Here is a 16,399-nt window from a genome sequence, read left to right as displayed (position 1 = left end):
TGGAACAATGTCATTGAACAATGGCAATATGGTCGATCTTTGTCAATTCTTGGAAGTATTGATTTCCCTTGGCTGTCGTCGCGCAACAAATAGGCGTTGCGCTGCACTGCTGACTGACACGTTTCGCCAAGCGGGTGGCGCTCGGGCTATCATCGCGGCATGGCAAGTCCAAGAAAATCAAAAGCCTCCGTCAAGGCTCGTGCAGAGCCGGACGCCGCGGTTGAAGATCCGCGGCGCAGTATCGAGTTCAGCATCGAGGAGCTGGCACGAACAGCACGCACGTCGGTGCGCAATGTGCGCGCGTACCAGGATCGCGGCCTGATTCCGCCGCCGGAGCGCCGCGGTCGCATTGCGGTATACGGTGAGGCGCATCTTTCGCGGCTGCGCATCATTGGCCAGCTGCTGGCGCGCGGATTTACCTTGAGCAGCATCGGTGAACTGCTGGAGGCGTGGGAGCGTGGGTCCGATCTGGCCGGTGTGTTCGGACTCGAGTCGGCGGTATCCAGTCCCTGGACCGACGAGGTCCCGAAGCAGTTTTCGCTGACCGAGCTGGTAAAAATGTTCGGCGGCAGCTTCGATGTGCGCTGGCTGGTCAAGGCCTCCGATCTGAAAATCCTGGTGCCCGAGGGCGCGCGTTTCCGTGCGCCGAGTCCTCGCATGATCCAGGCCGGTGCCGAACTGGTGAAGGCAGGTATTCCGCTGGACGAGATGCTGGATGTCGTCAGCCACCTGCGGGCGAACGTGGAGCTGGCTTCCGAGCGCATGGTGCAGCTGGTCGAGAAGTATTTGTTCGATCGTTACGGCAAAGGCCTGCCGCCGTCTGAAGAAGTCGCGCGCCTCGGCGACATCATCTGGCGGCTGCGGCCGCTGGTAGAGATGGCCGTGCTCTCTGAAGTGGCGCGGGCGATGGAGATCGCTGCCACGGCGCACATGGGCGATCGTTTGGCTGCAGTGCTCGATCAGTTGTCACAACGCTCGACGGTGAAGCCGGAAAAGGTTGACGCCAGCCGCGTCCGCGGACGCAAGAAAGCCTAGTCGCGCGCAGCGCTCGGGCGCTCCCGCTGATGCCTTTGCCTGAATGCACGAGGGTGTCCGGCTTCACGAACATGCAAGCAAGAAAAAATGCGGGGCTTTCGCCCCGCATTGAAAGGGATTCAACCGGCTGAATCGCTGATCAGGGTTCCGGGCGGATATGGGCCAGATGACTTTCGCCGGCTTCCGGGGTCCGATGCAGGAACGCTGCGATGGACGGCAGCACGAAGATCGCGCCCAGCATGTTGGCAGTGAACATGAACAGCAGCAGCTTGCCCATGTCGATCTGGAATTGCAGTTCAGACATCAGCCAGGTCAGGACCGAGGCGCCCAGAGTCAGGCCCGTAAAGATGACCGCCTTGCCGGTCCCGCGCAGCGTTTCGTAATAGGCCTGACGCAGGGGCTTGCCCTCATCGAGCGCGCCGGCCATGACGCCGTAGACGTAGATGCCGTAATCGACGCCGATACCGACCGCCAGTGCCAGCACGGGGAGGGTGGCGACTTTCATTCCGATGTCGAGCGTGGCCATCACGCCGTAACCCAGTTCCGAGACCAGGGCCAGCGGCAGGACGACGCAGACGATGGCGCGCCAGTTGCGGAACGACAGCCACAACAGGACCAGGATCACGGCGTAGACCCAAAGCACGATCTGGCCTTCCTCGGCCTTGACCACTTCGTTGGTTGCCGCCATGACACCGACATTGCCGGTGGCGAGCGCGAAGTTGACCGGGCAATCGTGGCTCATCTCGTCGTACTTGGACTGCAGCGCGTTACGCTGCTCCTGAGCCTGCCGCAGTTTCTCCGGGTCCTGTGCGCTGTCTTCGGCCAACGCAAACACCTCGGCATTGGCGCGTTTGAGTTGCTGGAACGTGTCGTACTTGGTGTCGCAGTATTCCGGCGTCACATCGGTCGCGCGTGCGAAGAAGTCCGCGCGGTTCTCCGCGTTGAATTTCTTCACCTCGTCGACGATGTGGCTGATCGTTTCGGCGCGATGGTCCTTGGTGAACATGTAGACCGCCAGGGCATCACAGTCATCGTTGAGCAGGCCCGTACTGGTAGGGACCAGCGCGGTAGCCTGTGCCAATGCGAAGTGATTGCGCGGCAGCACCAGCGCATTGAGGCGGCCTTCGGACAGACCCTGGTAGACCAGCTTGGCGAAGGTCTGCAGCGACAGCGTCGACTGCACGCCTGCGGTGTTTTCCATCTGCCAGGTGAAACGGTCGATCTGGTTCATCAGCTGGTAGTCGATGCAGCCGTTGGGCTTGCTTTCGGCGATGACCTTGAAGATGTCGACCGCGATCTGGAAATTGTCGGTGATCGCGTTGAAGTCCTGATTGAAGCGCGAATCGGGGCGCAGTTCGGGGACGCCCTTGAGCGCATCGCCGATCTTCAGGTCCTCCTTGGCCCAAAACGCCCAACCGGCAATGACCGCACAGATGATCAGCACGGTCGCGGCAACCGGTGTGCGCGTTACGCCCGACATGCGCCACCAGAGTTTGTCGAGCACGGCGTCGCGTTTGTTCTGGCGCTCGATGAAGGCGTTGACATCCTTGAGCCGGATCATCGTCAGCCAGATCGGCACGAACATCTTGTTGGCGATGATGATCGCAAGGCCGCCGAGCACGGCATTGATCGACATCTCGCGGATGATCTGGATTTCGATCAGGTAGATCGTCGCAAAGCCGGCCACATCGGTGGCCAGAGCGATGGTGCCGGCAATCGCCAGACGGCGGAAGGTTTCCAGCGAGGCGTCGTAGCTGTTGCGACCGGCGTGGACTTCGTCGACCCAGGAATTGACGTACTGAACGCCGTGACTGACCGAGACCGCGAGGATCAGAAACGGCACCAGGATCGCGAACGGATCCAGGCCATAGCCGAACGAGCGCAGCAGACCCATCTCCCAGATCACGGCGACGATGGAGGAGCCCAGCGGAATGATGCCCAGCTTCCATGAGCCGCAGTAGGCCCACAGCAGCAGACCGGTGATGATCAATGTCAGCCCGAAGAAGCCGGCGACTTCGAGCGACGCGTTGGTCATGTCATCGACGATCTTGGCGAAGCCGATGATGTGGACCGTGATGCCGTCCTTCTCGTACTTCGCGCGCAGCTTCTCGAGATAGCCGCCGACTTCGCGGTAGTCGAGCTTCTCGCCGGTACGCGGATCAACTTCCAGCAGCTCGGCCATGATCATCGCGCCGCGCTGATCGTTGGTGACCAGGCGACCGATGACCTGCGCCTTGGCGACATTGGAGCGGACTTTTTCGAGCACCTCAGGTGTCGGTTTGTAGTCCGGTGGAATCACCGTCGCGCCGGCGAGGCCTCCCTCGACGTTCTCGACATAGTTGACGTTGGGCGTGAACAGCGACATCACGCGCGCACGGTCCACGCCGGGGGTGAAGAACACGTCATCGGTTGCCTGCTGCAGCTGGTCCATGAAGTGTTCGTTGTAGATGTCGCCGTCCTTCTGGATCAGCGCGAACAGCACGCTGTTGGCGCCGCCGAAGTCTCGGTAGTACTCGCGAAACTTCTGCATGTAAGGATGATTCAGCGGCACCGACTTGAGCCAGCCGGCATCCGGTTGCAGGCGCGTGGTCTGGAATGCGAAGAACGCGGTTAGCAGAATCAGAATGATGTGCGTGATGTGACGGCGGCCGTAGATGATCGGCTCCACCACACGCAGAATGCGGTCGGTAATCGGCCCGCTGATAGCGGCTCCTGCCATGACGTATCTCCCCCGAAATAGGTGGTCAGTGCGACCAGTGCAGGCGCTGGACGCCGGACGTGCCGACGACGATCAGGCTGTCTCCGGCGACGAGGCCGGCATTCATATTGATGTCGGTATTGGCGTTTGCATCCAGCGGCAGGCGCGACAGCTTGGCCTGCGTCAGATCGGCCTGCATGACGTGTCCGTTCATGCCGAACAGCAGCACGGTGCCGTCCGCTGTGAGCGTGCCGCCGAACAAACTCTCGAATGAATCGCTGGCCAGTTCGGTCCAGCCAGCGACGGTACTGACCGGGTTGGCGGCACCGGTGGCGGCCTCGGGATCAAACGCGGCCTCGCGCATCGCCTCGACGTCCTCCGGCGTCAGGATCGCCGCTTGTGCCAGATCTGCTGCGTAGAACGCGTTGCCGCGCAGACCGAAGATCACGGCCCCCGACGGGTTGATCGGCAGTGCGCCGAAGAACGAGCCGGTGTAAGGCGACTTCAGACGCTGCCAGGTCTCTCCGCGGTCACCTGAAAGTGCAAGGAATCCACGTTCGCCAGCCAGCAGGAGGCTGCCGTCGCCGAGCGTGATCAGGTTGTACAGATTGGGGCCGTCTTCCAGGGCGTCGGTATCGATGTCCTGCCAGGACATGCCGCCGTCGCTGCTGCGCTTGAGCACGCCGTTGGCGCCTGCGAGCAGGCCGGTGCTGGCGTCGAAGAAATGGATGTCGTAGTAGGGCTTGCCCCAGGCGGCGTCGTGCTGCAGCAGGGTCCAGTGCTCGCCGCCGTCAGTGGTGCCGAGTACCGTGCCGTCGTAGCCGATGGCCCAGCCGGTATTCGCGTCGACGAAGCGAACGCGGGTTAGGGTTGCGTCGTTGGGAACAGGAACCTGCTTCCACTGTGTGCCATCGGCGGACAGCAGGATATTTCCGCGCTGACCGACGACCACGTAGTGGTCGCCGGCGCGTGTGATGTCCAGCAGCAGCGATGACTCCGAGCGTGGCGCGATTACCGCCGGGCGCGGCTCCAGTGTCGTGTCGATCCCGACCTCATCGTCCTGAGCCCACACCAGCGTTCCAAACAGAACGCTCACGACCCCTAGCGTAGCCGCGCCAATACGGCAGACGCGGCTGCGTTCGTGCTTCTGAGTCATCGTCTTCTCCCCCGAGATACGGCAGACGCGTTATTTGCTTTGAGCCTTGCGGGCCAGACCATTGGGCGCGAAATCGCGATCGTTGAAGTCGATCTTGAAGTCGCTGATCTTGTCCTCGTTCTGCAGGGCAGTGACGAAATAACGCCCGCTTTGCAGGTCATAGATGATTTCGGGGATCGCAGTCACTGTCGGCACGAACGGCACCGTGATCAACTGGCCTTCCTGGACCTTCCACAGCTGGTCGCGGTTGTCGTAGCAGTCCACCGCGGCGATGGCCCAGCTGTCTTCATCCACATAGAAGCGGCGCTTTTTGAACTGATGGCGCAGGCCCTGGCGCAGCGTAGCCTCGACGATCCAGACGCGATGCATCTCGTAACGCGCGAGGTTCTGGTTGATATGACCCGGACGGATAATGTCCTTGTACTTGATCAACGGCGCGTTGATCAGGAAGGAGTTGTACGGGATGTACATGTCCTTCTTGCCGACCAGCTTCCAGTCGTAGCGATCGAGTGCGCCATTGAACAGGTCGACCTGATCATTGAACTGCTCGCCGTCGGTGCCGATGTACGGGTTGTCGTAGCCGACGTCAGGTGCGCGATTGACGCGACCCAGACCCGGGTTATAGATCCAGGCATCGCGGCCGCTACCTTCGGCTCCCGAAGTCTCATGCACCAGGATCAGCTGTCCGGCAACACGCGGCGGCGAGAGCACTTCCGAGAGGTAATACAGCAGGATCTTGGTGCCCGGATTGGCTTCCTGCAGGTTGGCGTACTTGAACTTCACATCCTCGACCAGCTTGCTGATCTTGTAGCTGCCATCGAGTTTGACAATCGCCTGATTGTTGTAGCGTCGCACGGCGCTGCCGCGAAAGCGCATTTTGTGGTTCCACAACACTTCAGCGCCACTCTTCGGAATCGGGAACGGGAAGCCGAGCACAGCACCTTCGACCTCGTCAGTGCCCTTGAGTGAGGCTGTTGTCGCATTCTTGATCGTGGCCTGCTCAACTTCCGTCGGGAAGTAGGCCGTGCGCAGTGACGGATACACGATCATCCGGTAGTCGGGGTACTTGGCGAACATCGCCTTCTGACCTTCGGTCAGGTGCTCGGCGTACTTCGCCATCGTGTCCTTGGTGATGATGAACTGCGGGGCCTCGTACTTGCCGCCGCCACCGATCTGCTCGCGCTGCTTCTTGGCCAGGGCCTGCTGGTCCGCGGGCAGCTTGGCGATGATCGCGTCGATCTGCTTGGAGATCGCTGGATAGTCTTCGATCTTGAAATTATCGAGATACTTCAGCAACGCGTCGAAGTCCTGCGGGCTCTTGGTGCGCACGTCCTCGAATTGCTGGCGCAGTGCTTCGAGACTGGCCGGAGTCTGCTTGCGGATGGTGTCGTCGAAATATTTGCCGCCGATCCACTCCGGAATGCTGCCATCGGCATTACCGGCGCGGGTCGCACCGACCGGCGTCAGATCCTTGCCGAGGCGTGCGGCTTCGTCAGCCGACGCTTTGGCGAACGCGCCCGAAGTCGAACCCAGTGCCGCAGCCGCAATCAGCGGTATCCACCAATGTCTTTTTTGAATCATGCGCCTCTCTCCTTGCCAAACCCGTTATCGCGCGACCGTGGCCGTTTGATTGTCTTGCTGTTCCCGGTATCGCTTGCTCAGAACGTGTACGACACCGCAAATCCTGCGAAGTCCTTGTCCTTGTAGCCGTTGACGGTTCCGCCGCCGGCCCAGCCCTGGTAGAACACCTGAGCGCCGAGCTTGTTGGTGATTTCGACATCGGTGGCGAGCTGATAAAGCATCGTGCCCTCGATGAAGTTCTGCGACGGACTGATCGCAATGCCGTAGACGTCGTGCGACCAGACGATCTGCGGTTTGTAGGTCCAGCCGAACAACAGGTTGTTGTATTCGGCGCGGACGATGATGCGATAGCCGCCGGCGAAGTCGTCGGCAAAGCCGCTGGTCTGCTGCTTCGGGTTCAGGCGCATGGTTGCCGGCGAGCCATCGGCGGGCAAGCCGCCGCTGCCGTCGGCGCCGGGGCTGGCGTGCGTGTTGTTGTAGTCGCCGCCTTCGAACTGCAACTTGCTGCGATCCGGCATGTCCATGGCCCAGGTAAAGCCGGCCTCGGTGATCAGCGTGACCTGATCTGCGCCGATCGGGTTCTCGCTGTTGCCGAAGATGCGGATGCCGGTCATGTCCATCTGCATCACTTGCAGGCGTTCATAGCCTCGAATCAGCTGGTTGGCTTGCACCGTGTCCCAGCCGCGGTAGTCCTTCAGATAGCTTGGGACTGCATGATCACGAGCGGGCAGCGCAAAATCGCTGCCGGCGTTGGCGGCGATCTGGCCCAGCAGGTTAAGCGTCGACGGCGACGTCAGGACCGCCAATGCAGTGCCCGGTTCCAGTCCCAGCGAGATCAGGCCGTCCAGTGTCAGCTGCGATACCGAACCCAGTCCCAGCACAATGTCATTGGCCGGTAGAGCCGGCTGCAATGCAGTGAAGACAACATCGGTGATCTGGATCTGTACCGGCAGATTAGGGCGATACGACACCTCGCCGGCGAGCGACCACTTGCCGACCGTGGTGTTGAAGCTGATGCCGTACATCTGGATGTCCTCGGGGTAGTCGAGGAAGATCCGGGAGCTGTCGATCGGTGCAGGTTCGAGGCCGTTCGGAGTCAGTTTCATGCCGTCGCAGTCGGCCGTGGCCTTCAGCACATCGGTGGTGCTGTCCTGGATACAGGTGTGGTCTGCGGCATACATGCTCAGATACGGCAGGCGGCTGTGGTAATTCAGCGCATAGAAACTGAATTCAGTGCCGCCGTTGAAGTCGGCCGCGTACCACGTTAGCTTGCCGCCGAACTGGCCGTCATCGCGCGGTTCACCCTCCTTCTGTGATACCGAAACCGCCACCGAAGTGTCGGAGATGTCTGCGCCAATGCCGGGCAGCCGCTGCAGTCCGTCCGGGTCTTCGTGGAACTGGCCCAGGGTCAGCTGCGCGGTGTCGCGGCCGATGACGTCAAACGGTGCAAAGAAACTGCCGCCCTTGGGAACGACAACGCCATCCCAGGCGAGTTGATAGACCAGATCGATCGAGACACTGTCGTTCAGCGCCGTGGTCAACACGGCTGCGGGGGTGGTACGGAATACTGCTGCGATCTGTGTGCCCGGCTGATACAGGTAACGCGCGTCCGGAGCGTTGAGTTCGCTGATGCTGTTGAGCGCAATCAGGGTCGATTCACCCCAGCGGATGTGCTGATAACCGACGGCAGCCGAGAACTCGTGATCGAACAGAGAAAATACGCCGCTGACCAGCAGATTTCCGATCGTGTAGTCGTAGCCGACATTGTGTTCGACGGTGTCGTTTCGCAGCGTGCGGCGCGGTTGATAGGTGGTGTCTGGATGGAATTCGTCGAAGTCGTAGTTGACGGGATCGAAGAACACCGTGCCGCCGGCCTTGAAGGTCCAGTCACCGTAGGAGGTGGTCAGTTCCGAACTCACCTTGGACACTGCTGCGACAATATCGCCCTGGTCATAGTTGAGATTGCCGTCGTCCTTGTTGAGGGCAAAGAACGAACCTGGCGCGTCGACCAACTTCTGATTCAGGCTGGCGTTCTCGTTGAACGAGAGGCAGGCGTCATTGACACCGCTGCCGCAGAGGGTCGGGTCAAGATTGTTCTTGTCGATCAGGCGCGGATCGCGATTCTCGATGCGCCACGATGCGCCCAAGGAAATTCGCGTTTTCAGGCTGCCGCTGATATCGCCGTAATCAAACTCGAATGCTGTCGCTGAGCCGCAGCAAGCCACGCCCGCCATTCCGAATCCGACCAGAATCAATCCGCGCATCGTTCTCCCCCGAGCACTCGATGACCGGTATTTCACCGGCGAAATTCCATTTGCCGGCAACTTTTTCGGCTCCTGTCGGAGCCGTACTATGCCGGATACTTTGCCATTGATTGCTGACATTGTCATCAGTCAATGTTCTGGTTGACCTGTGTTCAAGCGGCCGGTGAGGCGGCGGTGCGGATGGCCTGGGTCAATTGCGTCACCACATCCGGCCCCAGACGTTCGGCGATGCTGGCCGCACGACTTTGGGTCGGTGACGGCATGTTGGCGACCAGGGGCAGCAGTTGCGGCCATAGCATGCCTTGATGCGCAGCGAGGATCAGCGACTCCAGCATGGCGTCATTGTCCAGCGCGGCCAGACGCGCCAGATGTGCATGCTGCGCCGTCGCCATTTCAGCGACGATCGGCAGCAATGCCGGCCACAGCGACTGGCGGTGCGTGCGTTCGAGCATGCGCGTCAGCATGGCATCGCCCAGGTCGGCGGCGAGCGCCGCCATGTGACGGCGTTGCGGGGTGGCGATGCCATTGATCAGATTCATCGCTTCCGGCCACAGCTCGTCGTCGCCCTCGATGGCCGAAGCGATCATGTTGCGCAGCCGGGCGTCCGGCAGCATCGCGATCACTGCGCTGAGCTGGGCCGGGTCCTCGACGAAGAAACCGATCTGCAGCAACGCGACGTCGTCGCGCAGCGCGGCCAGAATCGCGCGCATCGCGGTTTCCGGCAGGCAATCGACGAAGCGGGCCATGGCGATATGTTCGCGGCGGCCGGCTAGCTCCCGTGCGACATCGACCACGCGGTCCAGCGGCATTCCCGCGATCAGCTCGCGGATATGGCGCGGGTCGATCTCCAGGCAGACGTCGGCCAGAAAGGGTGTGTGCAGACGTTTGGCAATATCGACCGCACGATCCGCTGGCAGCAAGCCGGCGATGCGGGCACACAGCAGCGAGCCCAGTGCTTTTTCCGCGATCAGGGCGGTGATCTTTCCAGGCAGCAGACGACTGGAGGCGGCGACGCGGTGGAACAGGTGCTGGTCAGCGTCAAACAGGCTGCCAGTAATGCGTTCGCGCAGCTGCCGAATGGATGCTGCATCCAGCTTTTCGAGATACGCCAGCTGCCCCGGGGTGGTCGCGAGCACTCGCGCCAGCTTCAGAATTTCTGCGTGTTGGGCCAACGTCGCCATTGCGCTCGCCTCTACGGGAAGAGGATCTTGCGCACGGGACCGCGCAGCAGTGCGGGAATGTGTCCGAGTGCGGCCTCGAAGGCGCGGGCCAGCTGTTGTTTCTGGTGCACACGTGCGGCGCGGATACTCTGGCGCAGCAGTTCGATCTCGGCAGTCGTCAGCGCGTCGAGCGCAGGCAACGGCTGTGAGCCCAGCTCATCGGCCAGGGGGTGCGCAGCGGACATTCGTTCTCCTCCAAATGGCCTTCATACTGGATTCGTCGATCCGTCTAGTGCGGTCGATCCCGAACACAGTATGCGCAATCGCGCCGGCTTGCATTGACCCTGCCGCCGCGCCGCGTGTCCGCAAGGTCGCGCGGAAATCGCTGACTCAGGATCCCGCGGGTGGGGCGCGATGTGACTCGCGATACTGTACCGGTGTCATGCCACACCAGCGCTTGAAGGCACGGTAGAAGGTACTGGGTTCGGAAAAGCCGGTCAGATAGACAATGTTGTCAATCGGCTCTTCGGTGCGGGCCAGCAGCTTGCGCGCGAGCGCATAGCGGAAATCGGTGACGATCTGGCTGAAGCTGGTCCCCGCACGCGACAGCTCGAAGCGCAGGCGTCGCGGGGCCAGGCCGACTTCGCGGGCGACATCATCGAGGTCGCAGGTTTCCAGTTCCAGCCGCTGCGAGAGCACCTTGCGGATCTGTTCGACGAGGTCGCGTCGGTGCAGGTCAGACAGGCGTTTCTGCGCGAATTCCTCGTGCAGCTTCAGCAGATCCGGGTCCCAGCGGGGTGAGCGAAATTCCAGTAGCGCCGGGTTGAACCAGATCTCGCTTTCCAGCCCGTCGAATTCGACCGGACAGCCGAAGACCGCGTCGTAATCGCTTTGCGGGCTGCGGCGGCTGCAGCGCAGTTTGACCCGCAGCGGCGCATACCGCAGTTCGGTGACGGACTGCGCAAACTGGATCAGCTCGTAAACGACGCAGATCTCGGTATGGCGCAGCTGCGGTGCGTCCAGAGTGCTGCCGATGACGGCAATGCGTGCGCCCTGTTCGTCATGGACCAGCCGAACGCTGAGTGCGTCGCTGACCAGACGGATGTACTTCAGCGCGCGCAGGATGCCTTCGCCGAAGGTGGGACTGCTGAACATCAGGTATTCGATCACCTCGCCGCGGAACAGCGGCAGGTGGGGGCACAGGTGCAGGCCGACGTCGGGATCGCTGGTTACGCCCTCGACCACCTGCCAGAACAGTGCCTGCTGCTGGTGCGGCGTGCGCAGTTCCCGCAGAGGCAGCTTCTCGGCGTCGTAACCGAGCCGGGTGTAAATCGCGTTGACGTCGATGCCGGCCTTGACCATGGCCTCGTGCACAACCAGCAGAAATTGTCCGGAGTCCCGCATCACCCGTTTGACCCTTCTTGTTATGAGTGCGCGCCGGGGTCGGTACGGGAGCCCGATCCTTCCGGGTTCCGCGGCCGGCCGCATTCACGACACCGGGCTAGTTTGCCGGAATGACAGTCGAAGGTCATTCATCGGTCAGTTGGCGAGGGTGATCCGCAGTGTTAAGTTCACGTCCGAGCGCACTATTAAAAGCTTGAACGAGGCGCTGCGGGGACCATCCATTCACGTTGCCGGGCCGCTGGCGCAGCGCGCCGGCCGCGGAGTTGCCATGTTTGAAATTGCAGCGGAACAGTCGATCTGGAAGACGCTCAGCATTCCGCTGGTTGCCGCCGCAGTCGGCGGCGTGACCAACTGGCTGGCGGTGTGGATGACATTCCACCCGCTGGAATTCGTTGGCGTCAAACCACCGTATCTGGGCTGGCAGGGCATCATCCCGTCCAAGGCGCGGCGCATGGCGGGTCTTGCGGTGCAGTCGATTCTGTCCAAGCTGATCACGCTGCACGAGCTGATCGAGGTGCTGGATCCGAAGAAAATTGCCGATCAGATCGTGGTTGGCGTCGATCCGATGCTGGAGCCGTGGGTCGACGAGCTGATGAATGAGCACTATCCGGTGCTGTGGGCCAATCTTCCGATGTTCGTCCGTCGTCAGATCTACGCGCGAGTACGCTCGCAGATGCCGCAGCAGGTCGACGCATTGATGAAGGATGTGACGCTCAATATCGATCATCTGCTCGACATGAAGCCGATGGTCGAGGATCAGCTGGAGCGCAACAAGGTCCTTTTGAACCGCGTTTTTCTGGAGTGCGGCGAGGTGGAGTTCCGCTTCCTGGTCCGCTCCGGCTGGTACTTTGGCGGCGCGTTCGGCTTGATCCAGGCGGTCCAGTGGTACTTCTATCCGGTCTGGTGGACCTTGCCACTGGCGGGACTGATTGTGGGCTATGCCACCAACTGGATTGCACTGAATCTGATCTTCCGGCCGCTGAATCCGATCAAGCTGGGGCCGTTCTCGATTCAGGGTCTGTTTCTGAAGCGGCAGAAGGCGGTTTCGGAGTCGTTCTGCCGCATTGTCATTGAAGAGATCGTGACCTTGCCGCTGCTGATCGACGCGATGTTGAACGGACCGTACCAGGATCGGTCGCGTGCCTTGTTGCGGCGGCACGTCAAACCGCTGGTGGATCGTGTCGCCGGCGGGCTCGGCGGTATGACCAAACTGGCGGTGCAGACCACGCTGGGCCCTGCCGGTTTCGCCCAGATCAAGGATTCGGTTGCGGCCAAGGCCGAAGCCGAGGCCGGCCTGCCGTTCGAGGATCGTGATTTTCTGCGGGAGCGCGGTCAGCTGATGCAGCAGGTGATCCAGTCGCGCATGGAAAAGCTGCCACCGGAAGAGTTTCAGGATCTGTTACGTCCGTGCTTCCAGGAGGACGAGCTGAAACTGATCCTGGTGGGTGCCGCGTTGGGAGCAGCGGCAGGGATGGCACAGCTGGTGCTGGTCTTTGCGCTCTAGTCTGTCCTTGAAGTTTCTCTAACGCCTGAATCTCCTGCGATGTCCCCTGAAGACCCCACACGGTTGACCGTGTCTGCGCTGCTGGACAGCGCGCGCGATTTTCTGCGCAGCCTGCTCGATCTGCGTTTTGAGCAACTGATCACGCCGCGCATGCTGCCGACGCTGTACATGCTGGCGATTGCTGCCAGCGCATATGGAATGCTGACCTACGCGATTGGAGGATTCACGCAATCGCTGGCGGTAGGCCTGTTTCGTCTGCTGCTGGTTGCCCCTGTGGGCTTCGTGGTGCTGGTGACGCTGTGCCGGATCGGACTTGAATTCCTGATGGTGGTGTTCAGGCTGGCGGTGAATGTCAGCGAGATGGCGGGTCATACCGGAGACATCGCCAGCGGTCTGCCGCGGATCCAGTTCTGGAAGGGGCTGCTCGGCGGGAGCGGCAAGCCGCGCCCGCGCGAGTGATCCGTCTCAGCCACGCGAAACACGAAATCTCCGTGCTTCGATGATCGAGCGCGCCGCATGTCGACGTTCGAAGCGCGACAGCGACCATGCACGGTTACTGGCTGCGCGTCGGCACTGGGGTTTCAGCAGATAGCACCAGGCCCAGCGTGCGTTGTCGGTTTCGTCACGGACGTGTACCCGTCTCCGAACGTATAAATCGTTTTCATAGGCGTCCAGAACGCGCAGTTCGCGTGGGCTGATCCGGATAAGAGCGCCGGGGATTTCTTTCAGCTGCACAGCGGTGCGTGGCAAAGCAGCCGGCATCGCGGGCACCACGGCGGGAAAGGCCTCGCTGCGCAGGGCGATTCGGCGATAACCATAGAGCCACGCCGGACTCGCGGGGACCGGACGTCCGAGCAGGGCGTGTCGAATGTCTGGATGCAGCAGGCTGCCATAAATCAGTAGCGGACAGCGCGCCATCATCGAAGCGGGCCGCGCAATGGCTTCAAATGCGTTCACCGCAGGCCCATGCCAGAGCGTCAGCCTGACGCTCGTTGCCCCAGAACAGCTCACCGTCGACCCAATAGCTGGGTGCGCCAAAAATACCGAGCGTGCGCGCCTGGTCGGTGTTCTGGCGCAGGCGTTCCTTCAAGGGCGACTGCGCGACGGATGCCAGCAGCGTGTCGGCGTCCTGGCCGATCGAGACCAGGCAGGTCTGGATGACGCCGTCATCAGCAATGTCCTGATCGTTGGCAAAGTTTGCGGTATACACCGCGCGCACGAAATCGCCGATCCACGGCGCGTCGCCGTACGCGGCGACGATCCGTGCCGCGCTCACGCTGGTGCGTGGAAACGACGACGGCTGCCGGTACGGCAGATCCATGCGAGCGCACAGGCGCTGAATGTCCCGCCACATATAGCGTCCCTTGGCGGGAAACTGGATGAACGGCGAGCTGTCGTAGCCTTGTTCCCGGAAGACCGGCCCCAGCAGAAAGGCGCGCCACTGCACTGACACACCCGCGGCTGCGGCTGCGGCCTCCAGTGTCATCGCTGCGGGGTAGGAATAGGTGCTGGCAAATTCGAACCAGAACTGCACGACGCGGGGCATGGAGTGCTCCTGTGGCTTGGTCGAATAGCGTAGCCGGAACCCCAGCGCGCCGCCGTTTGCAGCATTTGTGGTGACGTCACCGCGCGGTACTTACCGCACAGCCGCTCGTCGCGTTGTCTACGGCCAATGTCGGAATTCACGGTTACCATCACACTCCCGCGCGTTTTTTGATCCGATCTGAGGTGACGTCATGCCGGCTTACAAGGCCCCGCTGCGCGATATGCGTTTTCTGCTGAACGAAGTGTTCGACTACCCCGGACACTATGCCGAGCTGTCCAACGGCAAGGATGCCGATCCGGATACGGTGAGCGCGATCATCGAGGAATGCGCCAAGCTGTGCGAGGAAGTACTGGCACCGCTGAACCTGCCGGGCGACGAGGAAGGCTGTCACCTGGAAAACGGCGAAGTACGCACGCCCAAGGGCTTCAAGGAAGCCTATGCCCAGTTTGTCGAAGGCGGCTGGCAGGGGCTGTCGCATCCGACCGAATACGGTGGTCAGGGCATGCCGATGTCGCTGGGCCTGCTCAAGGCCGAGATGATGGGGACGGCCAACTGGTCGTTCAGCATGTATCCGGGCCTGTCGCTGGGCGCGATGAACACGGTGATGCAGCACGCCACACCTGAGCAGAAGGCGATCTACATGCCGCCGATGTGCGAAGGGCGCTGGTCCGGCACGATGTGCCTGACCGAGCCGCAGTGCGGCACCGATCTGGGTCAGGTCAAGACCAAGGCTGAACCGCAGCCGGACGGCACCTACAAGATTACGGGCACCAAGATCTTCATCTCGGCAGGCGAACACGACCTGACCGAGAATATCGTGCACATCGTGCTGGCGCGTCTGCCGGACGCACCGCCCGGAACCCGTGGCATCTCGCTGTTCATCGTGCCCAAGATCAGGGTCAACGCCGACGGCAGCCTGGGTGAGCGCAACGAGGTTGTCTGCAGCGCCATCGAACACAAGATGGGCATCAAGGCGTCGGCCACCTGCGTGATCAACTTTGATGGCGCCGAAGGCATCATGATCGCGGAGCCCAACAAGGGCCTCGAAGCGATGTTCACGTTCATGAACACCGCGCGCATTGGCACCGCGATCCAGGGGGTGTGCCACGCCGAAGCCTCGTTCCAGGGCGCCGTGGCGTATGCCAAGGATCGCCGCTCGATGCGCGCCCTGCGTGGCAAGCAGGAGCCGGACAAGGTCGCGGACGCGCTGATCCATCACGCCGACGTGCGTCGCATGCTGCTGACGCAGAAGGCCTTCGCCGAGGGCGGCCGCGCGATGATCTATTTTGCCGCGCAGTACGCCGATCACATGACCAATGGCGTCACTGAAGGCGACGCCAAGAAGTACAAGTACTGGGACGATAAGCTCGGCTTCTTCACCCCGATCCTGAAGGGTTTTCTGACGGAAATGGGTCTGGAGGCGGCAAACCAGGGCATCCAGGTGTTCGGTGGTCACGGCTACATCAAGGAACACGGCATGGAGCAGATCGCGCGTGACGCGCGCATTGCGACCCTGTACGAAGGCACCACCGGCATCCAGGCGCTGGATCTGCTGGGCCGCAAGGTGCTGGTGATGACCCGCGGCAAGGCCGTGCGCGAGTTCACCGGCATGATCGCCAAGTTTGCGATGGAGCACATGTCCGATCCCAAACTGCGCCGCTACGCGGCATCACTGGCCGGTCTGGCTGCAGAGTGGAACGTGCTGACGATGCGCATCATGCTGATCGCGCGCAAGGACCGCGAGCAGGTCAGCGCCGCTAGCCATCACTTCCTGATGTTCTCGGGTTACGTGACGATGGCGTACTTCTGGGCGCTGCAGGCTGCCGTGGCCAGCAAGCGTCTGGCCGAAGGCGGCGCCGAGAGTCCGGAGTTCTACAAAGCCAAGATCGCCACGGCGCGGTTCTACTTCGATCACATCCTGCCGCGGACCAAGGGTCATGCGACTTCAATGCTGAAGCCGAGCAAGTCGTTGACCAAGCTGCCGATCGACAGTTTCATCTTCGAGTAAGCGACGCACTGGCCATTGGCCAAACAACAAGGGCGCCGGTCGG

The 16,399-nt window shown here is 61.6% G+C and carries 13 protein-coding genes; 4 read left to right on the top strand and 9 right to left on the bottom strand.

Features of this window, described 5'->3' with window-relative positions:
• Nucleotides 1-159 precede the first annotated feature (159 nt).
• Complete coding sequence (locus tag E4T66_RS19100; protein WP_136851293.1) at nucleotides 160-1,035, top strand: MerR family transcriptional regulator; 876 nt, start codon at nucleotides 160-162, stop codon at nucleotides 1,033-1,035.
• A 139-nt stretch (nucleotides 1,036-1,174) separates the two neighbouring features.
• Here E4T66_RS19100 and E4T66_RS19095 read toward each other — a convergent pair whose 3' ends face one another.
• From E4T66_RS19095 to E4T66_RS19060, 7 genes are all read right to left on the bottom strand, one after another.
• Entirely contained in the window at nucleotides 1,175-3,754 is a 2,580-nt protein-coding gene (locus E4T66_RS19095) for an efflux RND transporter permease subunit (protein ID WP_136851291.1), read from the bottom strand.
• Nucleotides 3,755-3,779: 25 nt separating this feature from the next.
• Nucleotides 3,780-4,889 (bottom strand): WD40/YVTN/BNR-like repeat-containing protein, encoded by a 1,110-nt coding sequence (locus E4T66_RS19090; RefSeq protein ID WP_136851289.1) that lies wholly within the window; start codon nucleotides 4,887-4,889, stop codon nucleotides 3,780-3,782.
• A 30-nt stretch (nucleotides 4,890-4,919) separates the two neighbouring features.
• On the bottom strand, nucleotides 4,920-6,470 hold the full coding sequence (locus tag E4T66_RS19085; protein WP_248679802.1) for a DUF1329 domain-containing protein: 1,551 nt from the start codon (nucleotides 6,468-6,470) through the stop codon (nucleotides 4,920-4,922).
• A gap of 77 nt (nucleotides 6,471-6,547) precedes the next feature.
• On the bottom strand, nucleotides 6,548-8,734 hold the full coding sequence (locus E4T66_RS19075) for a DUF1302 domain-containing protein (RefSeq protein WP_169577723.1): 2,187 nt from the start codon (nucleotides 8,732-8,734) through the stop codon (nucleotides 6,548-6,550).
• Between the two features lie 152 nt (nucleotides 8,735-8,886).
• Nucleotides 8,887-9,915, bottom strand: coding sequence for a hypothetical protein (locus tag E4T66_RS19070; protein ID WP_136851285.1), 1,029 nt, complete (start codon nucleotides 9,913-9,915; stop codon nucleotides 8,887-8,889).
• Nucleotides 9,916-9,926: 11 nt separating this feature from the next.
• Nucleotides 9,927-10,139 carry a hypothetical protein gene (locus E4T66_RS19065; protein WP_136851283.1) on the bottom strand — a complete coding sequence of 71 codons (213 nt, stop codon included), beginning with the start codon at nucleotides 10,137-10,139 and terminating at the stop codon, nucleotides 9,927-9,929.
• A 145-nt stretch (nucleotides 10,140-10,284) separates the two neighbouring features.
• A complete protein-coding gene (locus E4T66_RS19060) occupies nucleotides 10,285-11,298 on the bottom strand; it encodes an AraC family transcriptional regulator (protein WP_136851281.1) in 1,014 nt (337 codons plus the stop codon).
• A 268-nt stretch (nucleotides 11,299-11,566) separates the two neighbouring features.
• Between E4T66_RS19060 and E4T66_RS19055 the strand changes: the two genes are divergently transcribed.
• Nucleotides 11,567-12,802, top strand: coding sequence for a DUF445 domain-containing protein (locus tag E4T66_RS19055; RefSeq protein ID WP_136851279.1), 1,236 nt, complete (start codon nucleotides 11,567-11,569; stop codon nucleotides 12,800-12,802).
• Between the two features lie 39 nt (nucleotides 12,803-12,841).
• A complete protein-coding gene (locus E4T66_RS19050; protein WP_136851276.1) occupies nucleotides 12,842-13,261 on the top strand; it encodes a DUF4282 domain-containing protein in 420 nt (139 codons plus the stop codon).
• A gap of 6 nt (nucleotides 13,262-13,267) precedes the next feature.
• On the opposite strand, the gene E4T66_RS19045 is transcribed toward E4T66_RS19050, so the two are convergent.
• Together E4T66_RS19045 and E4T66_RS19040 are read right to left on the bottom strand one after the other, a co-directional pair.
• Entirely contained in the window at nucleotides 13,268-13,759 is a 492-nt protein-coding gene (locus E4T66_RS19045) for a gamma-glutamylcyclotransferase family protein (RefSeq protein ID WP_136851274.1), read from the bottom strand.
• Entirely contained in the window at nucleotides 13,746-14,348 is a 603-nt protein-coding gene (locus E4T66_RS19040) for a 2-hydroxychromene-2-carboxylate isomerase (RefSeq protein ID WP_136851273.1), read from the bottom strand. Before E4T66_RS19040 ends, E4T66_RS19045 begins: the two co-directional genes overlap by 14 nt.
• A 190-nt stretch (nucleotides 14,349-14,538) precedes the next feature.
• Here E4T66_RS19040 and E4T66_RS19035 point away from each other — a divergent pair, with 190 nt between their 5' ends.
• On the top strand, nucleotides 14,539-16,356 hold the full coding sequence (locus E4T66_RS19035; protein ID WP_136851270.1) for an acyl-CoA dehydrogenase C-terminal domain-containing protein: 1,818 nt from the start codon (nucleotides 14,539-14,541) through the stop codon (nucleotides 16,354-16,356).
• Nucleotides 16,357-16,399 lie beyond the last annotated feature (43 nt).

The organism is Sinimarinibacterium arenosum, from assembly GCF_005047655.1.
GTDB lineage: Bacteria > Pseudomonadota > Gammaproteobacteria > Nevskiales > Nevskiaceae > Solimonas.
Note: the sequence above shows the minus strand (reverse complement) of the source record. Positions and strands in the feature narration are given on the sequence as shown.

What these genes read in the sequence shown, in the direction of transcription:
- E4T66_RS19060 (WP_136851281.1), bottom strand. Translation starts at nt 11,298, where the DNA reads ATGCGGGACTCCGGACAATTTCTGCTGGTTGTGCACGAGGCCATGGTC.
- E4T66_RS19095 (WP_136851291.1), bottom strand. Translation starts at nt 3,754, where the DNA reads ATGGCAGGAGCCGCTATCAGCGGGCCGATTACCGACCGCATTCTGCGT.
- E4T66_RS19035 (WP_136851270.1), top strand. Translation starts at nt 14,539, where the DNA reads ATGCCGGCTTACAAGGCCCCGCTGCGCGATATGCGTTTTCTGCTGAAC.
- E4T66_RS19100 (WP_136851293.1), top strand. Translation starts at nt 160, where the DNA reads ATGGCAAGTCCAAGAAAATCAAAAGCCTCCGTCAAGGCTCGTGCAGAG.
- E4T66_RS19040 (WP_136851273.1), bottom strand. Translation starts at nt 14,348, where the DNA reads ATGCCCCGCGTCGTGCAGTTCTGGTTCGAATTTGCCAGCACCTATTCC.
- E4T66_RS19055 (WP_136851279.1), top strand. Translation starts at nt 11,567, where the DNA reads ATGTTTGAAATTGCAGCGGAACAGTCGATCTGGAAGACGCTCAGCATT.
- E4T66_RS19075 (WP_169577723.1), bottom strand. Translation starts at nt 8,734, where the DNA reads ATGCGCGGATTGATTCTGGTCGGATTCGGAATGGCGGGCGTGGCTTGC.
- E4T66_RS19065 (WP_136851283.1), bottom strand. Translation starts at nt 10,139, where the DNA reads ATGTCCGCTGCGCACCCCCTGGCCGATGAGCTGGGCTCACAGCCGTTG.
- E4T66_RS19070 (WP_136851285.1), bottom strand. Translation starts at nt 9,915, where the DNA reads ATGGCGACGTTGGCCCAACACGCAGAAATTCTGAAGCTGGCGCGAGTG.
- E4T66_RS19050 (WP_136851276.1), top strand. Translation starts at nt 12,842, where the DNA reads ATGTCCCCTGAAGACCCCACACGGTTGACCGTGTCTGCGCTGCTGGAC.
- E4T66_RS19090 (WP_136851289.1), bottom strand. Translation starts at nt 4,889, where the DNA reads ATGACTCAGAAGCACGAACGCAGCCGCGTCTGCCGTATTGGCGCGGCT.
- E4T66_RS19085 (WP_248679802.1), bottom strand. Translation starts at nt 6,470, where the DNA reads ATGATTCAAAAAAGACATTGGTGGATACCGCTGATTGCGGCTGCGGCA.